Source organism: Marinomonas gallaica (genome assembly GCF_001639745.1).
GTDB classification, from domain to species: domain Bacteria; phylum Pseudomonadota; class Gammaproteobacteria; order Pseudomonadales; family Marinomonadaceae; genus Marinomonas; species Marinomonas gallaica.
In genome coordinates, this window is sequence record NZ_LTAX01000002.1 from 361147 (window position 1) to 374719 (window position 13573).

Here is a 13573-nt window from a genome sequence, read left to right on the forward strand (position 1 = left end):
TCAGCCTCCGCCAATCGATTAATGATGTGCGCTGTGCTCATCTTTATCTTTCATCTTATGACCCTCATGACTCTTCATGTCATCATGCTTCATCGTTGAATGGTCCATGTGTTTCATCGACATACCCGCTGGCATATAGCTCGCCATTTGCTCTGGGGACATCACCGGTGCTTGCATAGGAATGCGTTCACCATTTTTCATTACCAAGGTAAACGCGACTTGATCGCCGGCTTTAAAGGTTTTTTCTAAGCCAACCATCATGATGTGGTAACCACCAGGCTTTAGCATCGCTTGCCCATGTGCTGGTACAGCAACGTGCGGCACACGCTCCATAACCATAGTGTCGCCTTCCATTTTACTGATGTGGATCTCAACCGTGTCCGCTGCGTCACTTTCCACACCCACCAAAAAACGTTCTTGATCAGAATGATTGGTCAGCGTCACGTAAGCACCACTGGCTGGCGCGCCCGGCGGCATTGCTCGTACGGCGGGGTCGGACAATTCAATAGTGCTGGCCATTGCCAAGCTAGACACGGATGCTGCCGCTAACAATGCAACCGATGAAACAAACTGTTTAACAGGCATAAATCGCCCTCCTAGAAATTGGGTATTAGTTTTTTACGCGTATTGATATGTAACGGATGATTTAAATAACCAAATTAGGAGGGGCTCGAGGAGAATAATGAGCATCGAAAGTCGCGAGAACGTGCCCATTAAGGGAGATTGCCCAGCGAGCTGGTGCAAAATTCATGTCTGGCAGAGGAAAATCAACGGCCAGAATAGACAGATGATCGACATTCAAACCACATTTACAACTGGCATGTAATTGGCCAATGTGGTCTTTCACTTTACTGTCTGAATATTCGGAAAGCGGTACTTTAATAAACTGTACGCCGTTCATTAAAGTACATACACGCAGAACGACATAGTCATCTTGCACAACCGGCTGCGTTGGCACCACTAAGGGTCCCAGCAAGGACAGCATCCAGGCAAATAATACCCAGCGTCCGTATTTACGCAAACCTGAAGCGACTGTATTCGACATTGTCATCTCAACATTAGAAGTAGCGATATTGTAGATAAAACCCTTCGTAAAGGATAGTGCGCGCGCAGCACACTGTCTCATCACGTTACGCAGGCAGCCTCTATAGAATGAGTGGCGGGCTCGAAACAAGAGAAGCTGCTAAAATCCACAGCAGCTTCCCCTATTTTTAACCGTTAAAACGCGCTATAAAAACTAGTAATAACTAGCGCACAATCGCAATTACAACATCCATAACATTGGTGTTGGTTGGACCCGTAATAAAGATGCCATCATGCTCTCGTAGATACGTCCCCGCATCAGCGCGTTTAAGCGCATCACGCACTTGCTCTACGTTTACGGCTGTCGAACCGTCCACAATACCGCCAGCTGCATCGGTTGGACCATCACTGCCATCCGTACCTGCAACCAAAATCAGTATGTCATCACGGCCGACAATATGCTGTGCCAAACCTAAGGCTAACGCTTGGTTACGACCGCCACTACCAGGATTCTCTGGCAATTTTACCGTCGGTTCGCCACCGTAGATGTACACACCAGGCGTTGCTTTCGCTAACTCTTGACCAATACGCTCCGATAATACAAGTACATCATCGTAAAGACACTCTTGGTTATCATTGACGGTAAAGCCTAGCGCTTTGGCTTTTGTTGCCGCCGCGGTACGCGCTACTTCGTTGGTTGCAATCAGGTCAACGCTCGACTTTGTCGGACAACGCTTCGTATCACCCGTTCCTGAGCCAATGGTCGCAATGCTGTCGCCCTCTACGTCCGAAATCGCTAAGACGCGCACTTCCGCACCTTTAAAGTTCAACAGCAGCTTACCGTCTTTGATTAGCGAGGTTTCTTTGCGGCGCGCATTGATTTGACCAATGTTATAACCGGCCGCCAGCATTTGGTCTGTCAATTGCTGCCAATCTTCTAATGACACATCTTCAGGTAAGGCTTCTGATAGAGCCGACGTTCCCCCTGAAACAAGCAGCAATAGCTTGCTACCAGGCACCATGGCGTCGACTGTCGCCAGCATTTCTTTACCGGCATCTAATGAATGCTGATCTGGCACAGGGTGCGCCGATTCGATCACTGTCACATTAGGCGCCGCCCACATGGTCTGATCGGTGTGATCGTATTTGGTCACCAGCAGAGCTGGACACTCTGGATTTGAGGCCGCCAGCGCTCCGGCACACATGCCGCTCGCGGCCTTACCTACAGCAATTATTTGATCTGGCTTAAATCCGTCAAATCCCGATACAGCTCGATACGTTGCACTGTACCCTGCGACCGCATCAATGGCGGCTTCAAAAATAGCAACTGCGGAATCTTTATCAACTGAATGCAACTCTATTCCCCTCATTTTCCTAGCGGCATAAAATATAAAAAAGCCGCATCAGCAGGACTTACGTCACGGCGTTGATGCGGCTTATCGAGCTATCTATTGGAACTGACTAATAGCAATTATTTTCCAAATGGACCTTGAAGACCATTTTGTGCAAGTAGCGTACCGTAGATATTAGAGTTCAATACCATCATCTCTGTGTACTCTGCAATCAATGCCGCACGCTTGTCTGCATCTTCTGTTGCGTTAATTGCACCCCAGTAAGCCGCCAATTGTGTTGCACTGTCTGCAAGTTGCTTGATCTGCTCAGCAGATAAGTTCGCAACCGAGCTAGAGTTCACTTTACCCACACCGTTTACTGTTTTAGCGCCGCCATCTGTGAAGCCAGCTGGTAGATCGCCTTTTAGATTCACAACTTTACCGTACTGAATAACCGATAGAAGTTGATCAACAGCTTGCTTAGCACCTTCCACACGTGAAACGTGCTCAGTATCTGCTGCAGCGTGTGGTAGAAGCTCCATCTTACCGACGTGTTTTTCGTAAATGTTACGGTATGGAACCATAGGACCAGACAATTCGCCAGTCTCTGGATCTTTAAATAGATCAGCATCGATGGCTGCGTAGCGGATTTGGCCGCTTGCTAATGCTGCATCAAGCGCTTCGATATCAACCACTTCACCGCGGTCGTAGTTTACTAGTACGGCACCTTGGTTCATCGCAGAGAATACTTCTGCATTGATGATGTCAGAGTTAGCAAACTTGCCAGTGTCAGCATTGAATGCACCTAGGCCAGTATGTGGGCTAAGAACATCAGCGTCTTGCGCTGCTTCAACGATGCTAGACGCGAATGTGAACCCTTCAGATTCGATCCACTGCTGGTGAGCAGGACGCGCGTATACCGATACATTCATACCGAATGCTGCACCCAGTTTCGCAACTTCACGACCGATGTTACCGTAACCAACAACAGCAAGTTTCTTGCCTTCAAGCTTAGTGGTTGGGAATTCCGCTAGGTTCTTACCTGTGTCGAAGTCACCAGCCACAACACGATCGTGCATTGCGCTTACTTGAAGATCTGGAAGCACTTTAAGCAGTGCTTTCATTGCGGCTTGTGCTGTTGCACGAGAGTTGAAGCTTGGCGTGTTCATCAGTGGTGCGACACCACCTTCACCGTTACCGCCGCCCCAGCTCGCAGAACCCATGTTACCCGTACCCGCACCAATGCGTACGCCACCTAGCTCGAATTTAGATTCAGCTGGGAAGAAAGTTGCCGCAGCGATCACAGCATCGTATTGGCCTTCACCCGTTTCCGCTAGTAGCTCGTCTTCACGGCTTAGGCTTGGCTGGTAGAAGAAATGTACTTTGCCTTTCGCAAGATCGCCCGCTTCAGAAACAGAACCGAAGTGGAATTCACCGCCTTGAGACTTAATGTAGGCTGCCACTTCACTGCAATCGGCTTCGCCATCTGCATTGAATACCATGCCAACTAGGTCAGCGATTAGTACTTTGTAAGCGCGGTTAGCGTCGTCTACACGAACGTCAGCAGCGTTTGATGCAGAAACAGCGCTTTCGAAAGACTCACCTTGCTCCGCTAGAATTTCTTCTAGGACAGCGTTTTTCGCACGTAGGTAGCAGTACTGGATGTTGTCTAGTAGTGCGGTAATGTCAGTCGTTGGACGGATGCCACCGATCCAAGCACGGTAGTCGCCTGGAGAACCTGGGAATGCGTTCACGTAACGTGCAACGTCTAGACCTTTCTCATGCGTACCATCAGTGTGAGTAATACCTTCGTAACCTAGCATTTGCTTAGATTTCACGATGATACGGTTGTGTACGTCTGCATCTGTGATGTCTTGGTCAGTTACTTTCAGAAGGGTAACCGCTGCACCACGAGAATCAGAGTTTTCTACACCCAATTCAAATAGGTCGTTGTTGGCAATCCACTCGTTTACTAGCACACGGTTTTGCGCAGAGCGTGCGTTCAGTGTGTAAACGTCACCGATCATGCGCTCGTTGCGTAGTACAGCGAAAGTGGTTTCAGCAAACGCAAGCGTACTGAATGTGTTAATGATACCACCCAGCATTTGGTCTTTTTCAGCGTCGTAGATAGGGCCAAGATCTGTGGTTTTTTCGCTTGATAGAGGTGCTTTTGCATCGCGTGGCACAGCAATTTTCAACTGACGAGGAATCGCCCATGCTGGATCTTTTTGGTTCGCATTGATACGCGCAAGTGCTGGTTTAGTCAGAGAGACGATGAAGTAACCAGAGATACCACCGATGGCCTTTTGAAACGGCATGAACATGTTACATTTTGTCAACACGCCATCTACTAGCTCTTTTGACCAAGGCATCGCACCTAGAAGAGATGTCGCGTCGATTACCGCGTGGTGTTCTTCTGGGTTTGCGTCAACCCATTCTAGAAGGTTGCGGATTTCTTGCTCTGTGTAAGTGGTTGCACCCGTTGTTTCGTGACCAACGCCAAAGAACAACTTAACGCCTTTCTCTTGTAGGAAAGATGCGCTAGGAATCGCGCCTTCGCCTTCTGCGAAAAGGATACGGCTTTCGTCACCGTTGGTTGCATAACGTTGAAGTTCTGTTAGCTGAGTACCCCAAGATTGACGGAAGAAACCGCCAGCTTTGCCTTCTTCTGATTCAGGCTTAGGCGTATCAACAAACACGATTTGTGACGGATCGTTTGCTGTCATCAAGTGAAGCGCCGCAGCCGTAAAGCCACTGTGACCACCACCAAGACCTACCGCCATGCTGTTGGCTTTAGGGAAACCAAAGTAACGGTGGATTTCACGCATCATGTCATTAAGAACTTTATCTGCAGGGTAACCACGGTGCATACCACGACCAAGTTCAGCCGTTGTGAAACTGCCAACACGGTTACCTTTGTCATCCAGTTTTGGATAGTTTTCTTCTATCCAAGCATCAAATTCAAAGCGTAATTGACGTGCATCAACTTCATTCTGAGTCATATCCGTGATAGGACCGACACCAAAAAACTGGTTGCTAGTCGCTTTAGGCGCACCGTTTTGAGTCATAGAAAGCGCACTGGCGCGTGCGGATTTGATTTGCTCAATAGAAGTCATCTTTTCGTTACCTGCAAGATAGTTAAATTCGTATGCTCTGGCGTTTTAATTTTTTTAAAACCAGATAAGGACTCTCTGTCTTATTCTGGGAATAATGCGTTCAGCTTTGATCAGCATTTCGACAGAGCATTGCTTCTTTGTTTAAGTACAAAACGATATAAGAAAGAAAATCTGTATAACATTTGTGCTAGTACACTTAGTGTAATCGTGTTTAAACGTGTGGATGTATACTAAAAACGTCAAAATTATGCGCTTCTACTACACATGTAGAATAAGACAGAGAGGAAAAGTCACGGTATTTAGCTCAGCGATCGAGTAATCACAATGTCAAAGAAAACTAAGCCATTGAAATGAGAAGGCAAGCAACAGCCATGATAATGGGATTTCAGATAGGGTTATCGCGTTTTTGAAGAAGCAGATAAAGCAGATCTTAACGGTCGGGCCCTCCTTTTGTGTCAGCGTATTTCAAGACGAGACACAAAAATCTTTCAGGGGCCGTCACTATCCGTCAATTAATTTACCCATACTAATACGTTTTTCTACTTCAAATCCCAAAGATTCATAGAAAGCAATCAGTTCAGGGTTGTTCACCTCGCGTACCTGCAAATTCACTTTAATACAACCAAGAGATTGCAGTGTCTGAAACGAAGCATTAATCAAATTTGTCCCGACACCTTTACGACGGTAATCTGGGTGTACAGCGACGGCATACAGCCAGCCACGGTGACCGTCATAGCCAAGCATACAGGCACCAATTAACTTGCCTTCTTCCCAAGCCACTAAAATCAGATCATCAACATCCAGTTTCGTGGGTAACATAGAGCGTGGTGCATTGTGGGACGGATCATCGGGAAAGACCATTTCCCAAAGCTCTACCAATGGTTCTAAATCAATGGGTTGTACCCTTCTTATCGTCATCACACCTACTCCTATGAGGACACCTGTTTACATACCAATATATACAAAAGCACCATCAATGCACATCATGGCCCTAAATAGTTGCTATTAGATTTCTCAATTTAACAAATATATAAGAGGAAATGCATAATTCTGCAATATTGACACTCTTTATAGACCGATGATCGCTCCGCTGTTTATCTTCATAGCGAAGGTCTAGCAAAGTCCGTCAGCCGCCATTTTGCCCTTCATCATAAAAAGAATTTCCAGTGCAACGCGAACTCTTCAATGCTCATATGGTCTGTTACAGGGTAAAATACGTAACAGACTAAATACTCGATCAAAGAAACTCTGACTTATGAAATTTTTCAGCAAAGTTGAGCTGCTGTTTTACGCTGGCGCATTTGTGTCTGTGTTTGGTGTAGCGGCCATCGTTAAAATGATTCACTCGGAAGACCCGCTTCCAGAGGCATTAGGACCTTGTAATTTAGACACTGGTGCCTGCTATTTACAGGAAACGCCGAAACGCTTTAACGGTGCAACCATCCAATTTGAAGACGGCATACGTTTGAATCGACGTATTAATACTACGTTGGAATTACCAAAAGCGGTTCAAAATGCTCAAGCCGTCACGCTCGTACTTGAAGGACGAGACATGTACCTAGGTGTCTACGAATACCCGCTAAGAAAATTGCCGGATAATACATGGCAAAACCACGTCGTCGTGCCCTTATGTACCGATGAACGTATGCAGTGGGTGCTGAAAGTTCAAATGGTCGACGCCATGGGACGAGATCAAGAGTGGGCTTACTTATTCGATATTGAAAACCCAAATGAAGCCCTGTAACCCCTTACTGAAAAGTTTCGCGCCAATAGTGGATGAACAGGCAACCACACTGGTGCTCGGTTCTATGCCAGGCCAAGCATCTTTGGACGAGCAACAGTATTACGCGCACCCTCACAATCTGTTCTGGAAAATTCCAGCCGCGGCATTAGATCAGCCCGTACCAGACGCGTATGCAGAACGCGTGGCGATGTTGAAGCGCTTTGGCGTTGCGTTATGGGACGTATTACAACACTGTGAGCGGCAAGGCAGCTTAGACTCAAAGATTGTCGCAGGCACAGAACAAGCCAATGATCTGCTCGGTTTGCTTTCGCAGCATCCAAACATCTCAAAGCTTTGCTTCAACGGACAAAAAGCCTACCAATCTTTCAAACGCCACTTACTGAAAAGCAACCCAGCGTTCTTTGCAGCGTATGAACTCGCCATATTGCCTTCAACCAGCCCTGCTAATGCCTCAATCCCCAAGGAAGTAAAGTTCGAACAGTGGCAGCAACAGGTGTGGCTAAATCGATAAAAAGGCAATCGCTCACGTTGAGTGACGTAAACGAGAGTGAAGCCCTTTAATTAAAATGTAAGAGCTAGCTAGGCAGCTAGCTCTTACATCTATTACATCTATTACATCTATTACATCGGGAATTTTAAGCCTAGGCTGGTAACACTCGCATCACTAAACTTCTCGTATGACAGTTCAGCCGATACCCCTCGATAGAACTCGTAACCCGCTCCAGCACCGATCGCAAAGGCTGAATCCGAATCCGATAAACTGATGTCTCCAGATGAGCCTTTAACGCTGCTATAAGCGTACGTAGGGTTAGCAAATAGATACAGATGCTCCGTGACATCTAACTGAGCTTTGACAGATAACGCTGCAAAATATTTCAGTTCTACATCAACTGATGTATTTCCTACAATAACTTTATCGTCATCTAAACCAATACCTAAACGTAATTCAGGCACCAGCGAGAAACGATTACTCACACGATGCTTCGAAGCAATCGAGCCCACCAAAGCACCTACCGTATAATCTACATCGTCACCTTCCAAAGTCATAAAGCCTAAGCCACCAATTTGGTGATTGGGTGATTCGGAATAATCCGCTGCAGAAGCACTCACCGCACAAACCGCCACTATAAAACCAGCGCATACTCTTTTCATGTCAATGTCCTTTAACAAGATAAAATCATGGAGAAGCTCTAACTAAGTAGAACTCAACTTTATGTCAATTTTCCAAGCCAGCAATACATCCATCGCTCTTACTCTGCCAGTTGCATTTCACGTGGATAAAAATTGTATGCTTCTGAATGCCATTTAGAGCCGAGACCTATGTCATAGCCATAGGTTAAAATAATCTGAATAAGATCTTTCTGGTTTGCCTCGGGATACTGCTCAAGAATGATCAGTGCCAATCGATCGGCAAACGCCTCATCCCCGACTTTATTAACGCCTAAATACACCCTACTTTCGATATAGCTAATCGTTTGTTCATCCGTTTCACTCATCGCGGCTGAAGCAAGGCCGTCATTAAGTTCAACATCGACGACATTAGCTTCCTGAAGTAAATCAGACCTCACTTGCAATGTGCTCTCATTGATGTCCTGTTGAGGCACTAGGCTGATCATATAAGGCAGCGTCGACGCGGCTAAAAACAATGCTGCAGCAACCACAAAATGCAACCGCCAAACACTTTCTAATGGTGCCTTCTGTGCATACAGATCCACAACATAGGTCTTGGTTACTACATCATGTAACGACTGACGAGTATGTCTATTGAATACGAATAAATACACCGTGGTCAGCATTCCCCCAAAGACAATCGAAGCCACAGGGTAAATAAGATAAGAACCAGCAGGCACTAGCATAAATAATAGCTGATCGAGGAGAAATGGCACCCCAACGATCAAATAACGCATCAGCGATCGGCCTAGAGAAATGGGCGCATTATCGCCATCGACCACACATATTTTAACGAGCCTTTTACCGAGTGTTTGACCTCCAGCAATCGCACTGTTCATAATGCCAAAGTACATTAGCGCTAAGAAAAAACCGACCAAGCTAGACCAGTGGCCCATCTGGGCATAGAAATCGCCGACAAATAAACCAAGCCCAAAACCAATCATGGCAACGATTATAATATCAATCAGTATCGCCACTAAGCGCCGCCAAAAACCTGCGACCCACTGATGCTGCATCTCTTCCTTCAATTTTTTATCCTTGTCTTATTGAATGCCATCGGCGTTAAACTAGAAATACCTTTCACAGGGAATACCATCATGATCGCCATCCATTTTCGTATCTGGACAGCTCGCTAAGAAAAACTCGGCCTCTGCTCTCGATCTCATTTGACGACAATGCTGTCGACCATCGCATTGAAAAGCAGGCTGATGTTGAACTCTGATAGGTGAGGTGGCTATCTGGCGGGGATGAGAAGACTCACTGTTTTGAAACTCGACAGCGCGACGAGACTCCACGGTGGTCGCAACTTTATTCGTTTGCGAACTCTGGTATTCAGAGTACAAAAATAGAGAAGCGCCAATAATAAATATTGGGTATAGCTGACTTAACATAATCACTCAATCCATTGATTCTATATCCGCTTTACAGCAACCACCTCTTTATTAGTCATTCCTGAAGTGGGCAGGAGATTATCCCACAATTTCATTAGAACACAATCGAGTGATACCGCAGAGTCATTACCTAATTACGGATATCATTATTGTATTTGAGGGAAACACGCTCGTCTTAGACGGCTTAACGTCGAAGAGCATATGATGTATGCGGCCAATACAACGGAACGTCCAGGTAATATTTGATGCCTGAACACCACGCTTGTAATGACCGAAAACGTATTCGGATGTTGAAACACTGAAGTTAGAACCTGAAACTCGAGATAGTTAGCACTTCAGTACCTCAACTAAGAATATATCGAGCAATAAATTAAGAAAAGGGAGGAACTTGTGTTTACCAGCAGCGAATACGCTATGGCCTGCTAGACTCTAGCAATAAAGCAAACAGCAGGAGTTACATTATGAGCTACCACCATATTCTCGTTGCCGTAGATTTAAGCGACTCAAGTACTCAACTCATCAAAAAAGCCATTGCTCAAGCCACCCCCGATCTCAGTGAACTGTCGATTGTCTATGTCGACAAAGACCACATCTTGGAAGGTAAATCAGAGAAACAGCAGATCAAGCAACGCTTACAAGACCTTGCGGTAGAGAGCGGCTATCCGATTAACGATATTAAAGCCCTAATCGGCGACCTTCATGTCCAAATTGCCAACATCGTTGCAGAGAAAGAGATCGACCTAGTTGTCTGCGGTCATCATCATGATCTACTCAGCAACCTAACGAGCCATGTACCCAAACTAGTTAAGAGTATTAAGACTGACTTCCTAGTCGTGTCTTTAGATGACTAATAACTCTCGAAGCGATCCATTGAGCTAATCTTCAAGGCCAGTGTGGCGATAAATAGCCTGTCGCTATACTGGCACTTTACCTACAATACCGCCCCGATAAACTGTTTCAGTTCCTCTGTCTTAGGTTCTGATAAGAGTGTTTTCGAATCACCCTGTTCCCAGACTTTGCCTTGATGCATAAACACCACTCGATTGCCCACATCACGCGCAAAGTTCATTTCATGGGTTACCAACACCAACGTCATTCCTTCTGCGGCGAGCTGCTCCAGAACTTTCAATACGTCACCCACTAATTCAGGGTCCAATGCCGACGTGATTTCATCACACAACAAGACCTTGGGGTTCATTGCCAGCGCTCGAGCAATCGCCACACGTTGCTGCTGTCCGCCAGACAATTTCTCTGGATAACTGTCAAACTTATCCCCAAGCCCCACCTTTTCGAGCATTGCCTTGGCGATCGTGCCAGCGTCACTCTTTGACTTTTTCAACACAATGGTCGGCGCAAGCATAATGTTTTCGCCGACTGTTAGATGCGGAAACAAATTAAAATTCTGGAAGATCATACCAACGCTCAACGCCAAACGACGGACTTGAATGTCTTCTGATGTCACCTCTTTATCGTCTACCGAAATCCCACCTTGCTGATATTCTTCAAGACCATTAATGCAACGTAGCAGTGTGCTTTTGCCAGAACCGCTTCTGCCAATGATCGACACCACTTCGCCAGCCTTAATGTTTAAATCGATGCCTTTGAGTACATGAAAGTCGCCATAGTATTTATGGACTTGATCAAGCTTAACGAGCGACATGGTATTTCTTCTCCAAAAACTGGCTGAAAAGTGACAGCGGGTAACACAAGGCAAAATAGATCAGCGCCACGAAAATAAAGACTTTAAACGGCTCAAAGGTTGCGTTATTCAACATAGTGCCCGCCTTGGTTAACTCAACAAAACCAATGACCGACGCAAGTGCCGTGCCTTTCACCACTTGCACAGAAAAGCCGACTGTCGGGGCAAAAGCCACACGCATCGCTTGTGGCAAAATGATGAACCGCAGCGTCTGCAAAAAATTCATGCCTAATACTCGACTGGCTTCCCATTGCCCTTTCGGTAAGGTGTCGATACAACCACGCCAAATCTCGACTAAAAAAGCACTGGTAAAGAGCGTCAGTGACAGAATAGCGGCCCCCCATGCGGAAATCTCATAACCCATCATGGATAAACCAAAGAAGCACAAGAACATCTGCATCAACAACGGCGTGCCTTGAAACAGTTCAATGTAGACCTTAACAAAACGCACCATGACCGGATTGCGGGTCAAGCGAATCGCGCTCAAACATAAAGCCACACTGGATCCGCACACAAATGCAGCCAGCGAAAGCAACACTGTCCACTGAGTCGCAAACAACAAATTGCGCACAATGTCCCAGTTCGAAAAATCAATCATCGGACCTCCCGATACGCGAACACACGCTTGCCGATTAAGCTAAAGACATAGCGCATTAACATGGCTAAACCTAAATACATCAACGCCGTTACAACATAGCTTTCAAAAGCTCGGAAATTGCGCGACTGAACTAAATTGGCGGCATAGGTTAAATCTTGAACCGAAATTTGTGACAACACCGCCGAGCCCAACATCACAATGATGCATTGGCTGGTTAACGCTGGATAAATCTTTTCAAACGCTGGGGTGAATACCACGCGCATCAGAGTTTGGCGAAAGTTCATCCCCAACACCTTAGCCGCTTCCCATTGCCCTTTAGGGATATTGCTCAATCCAGCACGAATAATCTCAGTACTGTAGGCACCTAAATTAATCGTTAACGCAATGATGCTGGCTTGCCATGGCGTCAGTAAAAAACCGATCGATGGCAAACCGAAAAAGATAAAAAACAACTGCACAATAAAGGGTGTATTACGAATCAATTCCACGTAAGCCGTCACCACTCGACGGCTGGCCTTGTTTCCATATTGACGGATCGACGCACACAGCGTGCCCACCATCACCCCTAAAAACGTCGTCAATACAGTGAGCTCGATGGTGGTCAGCAGACCACCAAGGAACACATCGGTATACGGCAATAAGTCCGAAAAATTCAGCATAGCCTACGCCTTACACACCAAAGCCTGCTGGTAACGGCGCTTTTAGCCATTTCATTGAAATGTCATTGAGCTTGCCCTCGGCTAATGCTTTCGCAATGATGGCGTTCACTTCGCTTTGCAGCGCAGCTTCCCCCTTCGCCATACCGATGTAACACGGCGAGTCTTTTAGCATAAACTTCGCTTCTGGTGCTCGAGCTGGTTTGCGTTTCGCAATTTCCGTTGCCACCAAATTACCCGTCGCTATCAAGTTAACCTGACCTGTTAGGTAAGCGGTGAGTGTGGTGTTGTTATCTTCGAAACGCTGAATATTCACGCTAGTCGGGGCATTCTTTTCTAGCTCTAAGTCTTCTACCGAGCCTCGCGTCACACCGACCGTTTTGCCTGATAGATCTTGAAGCTCTCCTACTGAGACACTTTTCTCACCAAACACACCGAGAAAGAACGGCGCATACGGTGTCGAAAAATCAATCGCTTTCTGACGCTCAGGGTTTTTGCCCAAACTTGAAATAACCAGATCAACCTTACTGGTTTGCAGGTACGGAATACGGTTTGCGCTAGTAACCGGCACAATTTTCAACTCCACGCCCATTTGATCAGCAATGTAATGTGCCATATCAACATCAATGCCTTGGGGCTTTAGATCCGCGCCAACGGAGCCAAACGGAGGAAAGTCTTGTGGTACCGCAATTCGAATCTCATCACGAGATTTAATATCACTTAGCACATCCGCGGTTGCCGTCATGGCTGCGGCCATACAAGCGGTTGCGATTAAAGTTTTGCCAAGCAGTTTTTTAAGGGCTTTCATTGTCAGGCGTCCTCGCTTCATCTATGGATAATATGAA

General features: G+C 46.3%; 15 protein-coding genes. 3 read left to right on the forward strand and 12 right to left on the reverse strand.

Going from position 1 to position 13573, the window contains the following annotated elements; all coding sequences use genetic code 11:
- Nucleotides 1–18: 18 nt before the first annotated feature.
- From AYW76_RS03745 to AYW76_RS03765, 5 genes are all read right to left on the reverse strand, one after another.
- Nucleotides 19–585 (reverse strand): copper chaperone PCu(A)C, encoded by a 567-nt coding sequence (locus AYW76_RS03745; RefSeq protein ID WP_067215951.1) that lies wholly within the window; start codon nucleotides 583–585, stop codon nucleotides 19–21.
- A gap of 61 nt (nucleotides 586–646) precedes the next feature.
- On the reverse strand, nucleotides 647–1045 hold the full coding sequence (locus AYW76_RS03750; RefSeq protein ID WP_067215954.1) for a hypothetical protein: 399 nt from the start codon (nucleotides 1043–1045) through the stop codon (nucleotides 647–649).
- A 202-nt stretch (nucleotides 1046–1247) separates the two neighbouring features.
- Nucleotides 1248–2378 (reverse strand): DUF4147 domain-containing protein, encoded by a 1131-nt coding sequence (locus AYW76_RS03755; RefSeq protein ID WP_082866089.1) that lies wholly within the window; start codon nucleotides 2376–2378, stop codon nucleotides 1248–1250.
- Between the two features lie 116 nt (nucleotides 2379–2494).
- On the reverse strand, nucleotides 2495–5470 hold the full coding sequence (locus AYW76_RS03760; protein ID WP_067215959.1) for an NAD(P)-dependent oxidoreductase: 2976 nt from the start codon (nucleotides 5468–5470) through the stop codon (nucleotides 2495–2497).
- 501 nt (nucleotides 5471–5971) lie between these two features.
- Nucleotides 5972–6388 carry a GNAT family acetyltransferase gene (locus AYW76_RS03765; protein ID WP_067038567.1) on the reverse strand — a complete coding sequence of 139 codons (417 nt, stop codon included), beginning with the start codon at nucleotides 6386–6388 and terminating at the stop codon, nucleotides 5972–5974.
- A 337-nt stretch (nucleotides 6389–6725) separates the two neighbouring features.
- On the opposite strand from AYW76_RS03765, the gene AYW76_RS03770 reads away from it, so the two are divergent.
- Complete coding sequence (locus tag AYW76_RS03770) at nucleotides 6726–7214, forward strand: hypothetical protein (protein ID WP_067215963.1); 489 nt, start codon at nucleotides 6726–6728, stop codon at nucleotides 7212–7214.
- Nucleotides 7201–7725: a DNA-deoxyinosine glycosylase gene (locus tag AYW76_RS03775; protein WP_067215966.1), complete on the forward strand. Its 525-nt coding sequence runs from the start codon at nucleotides 7201–7203 to the stop codon at nucleotides 7723–7725. Before AYW76_RS03770 ends, AYW76_RS03775 begins: the two co-directional genes overlap by 14 nt.
- 110 nt (nucleotides 7726–7835) lie before the next feature.
- On the opposite strand, the gene AYW76_RS03780 is transcribed toward AYW76_RS03775, so the two are convergent.
- The 3 genes from AYW76_RS03780 to AYW76_RS19310 form a co-directional block, all read right to left on the reverse strand.
- Nucleotides 7836–8366 (reverse strand): outer membrane beta-barrel protein, encoded by a 531-nt coding sequence (locus tag AYW76_RS03780; RefSeq protein ID WP_067038574.1) that lies wholly within the window; start codon nucleotides 8364–8366, stop codon nucleotides 7836–7838.
- 98 nt (nucleotides 8367–8464) lie between these two features.
- On the reverse strand, nucleotides 8465–9412 hold the full coding sequence (locus AYW76_RS03785) for an RDD family protein (protein ID WP_156489016.1): 948 nt from the start codon (nucleotides 9410–9412) through the stop codon (nucleotides 8465–8467).
- Between the two features lie 39 nt (nucleotides 9413–9451).
- Nucleotides 9452–9775 carry an excalibur calcium-binding domain-containing protein gene (locus AYW76_RS19310; protein ID WP_082866090.1) on the reverse strand — a complete coding sequence of 108 codons (324 nt, stop codon included), beginning with the start codon at nucleotides 9773–9775 and terminating at the stop codon, nucleotides 9452–9454.
- 461 nt (nucleotides 9776–10236) lie between these two features.
- Here AYW76_RS19310 and AYW76_RS03795 point away from each other — a divergent pair, with 461 nt between their 5' ends.
- Entirely contained in the window at nucleotides 10237–10626 is a 390-nt protein-coding gene (locus AYW76_RS03795; protein ID WP_067215973.1) for a universal stress protein, read from the forward strand.
- A gap of 80 nt (nucleotides 10627–10706) precedes the next feature.
- Here the strand turns inward: AYW76_RS03795 and AYW76_RS03800 are convergent, their stop codons facing one another.
- Genes AYW76_RS03800 through AYW76_RS03815 form a run of 4 tightly spaced genes read right to left on the reverse strand, consistent with a single transcriptional unit; the run spans nucleotide 10707 to nucleotide 13536 of the window.
- Complete coding sequence (locus AYW76_RS03800; RefSeq protein WP_067215975.1) at nucleotides 10707–11435, reverse strand: amino acid ABC transporter ATP-binding protein; 729 nt, start codon at nucleotides 11433–11435, stop codon at nucleotides 10707–10709.
- Complete coding sequence (locus AYW76_RS03805) at nucleotides 11422–12072, reverse strand: amino acid ABC transporter permease (protein WP_067038582.1); 651 nt, start codon at nucleotides 12070–12072, stop codon at nucleotides 11422–11424. Before AYW76_RS03805 ends, AYW76_RS03800 begins: the two co-directional genes overlap by 14 nt.
- On the reverse strand, nucleotides 12069–12731 hold the full coding sequence (locus AYW76_RS03810) for an amino acid ABC transporter permease (RefSeq protein ID WP_067215978.1): 663 nt from the start codon (nucleotides 12729–12731) through the stop codon (nucleotides 12069–12071). Before AYW76_RS03810 ends, AYW76_RS03805 begins: the two co-directional genes overlap by 4 nt.
- 10 nt (nucleotides 12732–12741) lie before the next feature.
- Nucleotides 12742–13536, reverse strand: a complete 795-nt coding sequence (locus tag AYW76_RS03815) for a transporter substrate-binding domain-containing protein (protein WP_067215980.1) — start codon at nucleotides 13534–13536, stop codon at nucleotides 12742–12744.
- Between the last annotated feature and the right edge of the window lie 37 nt (nucleotides 13537–13573).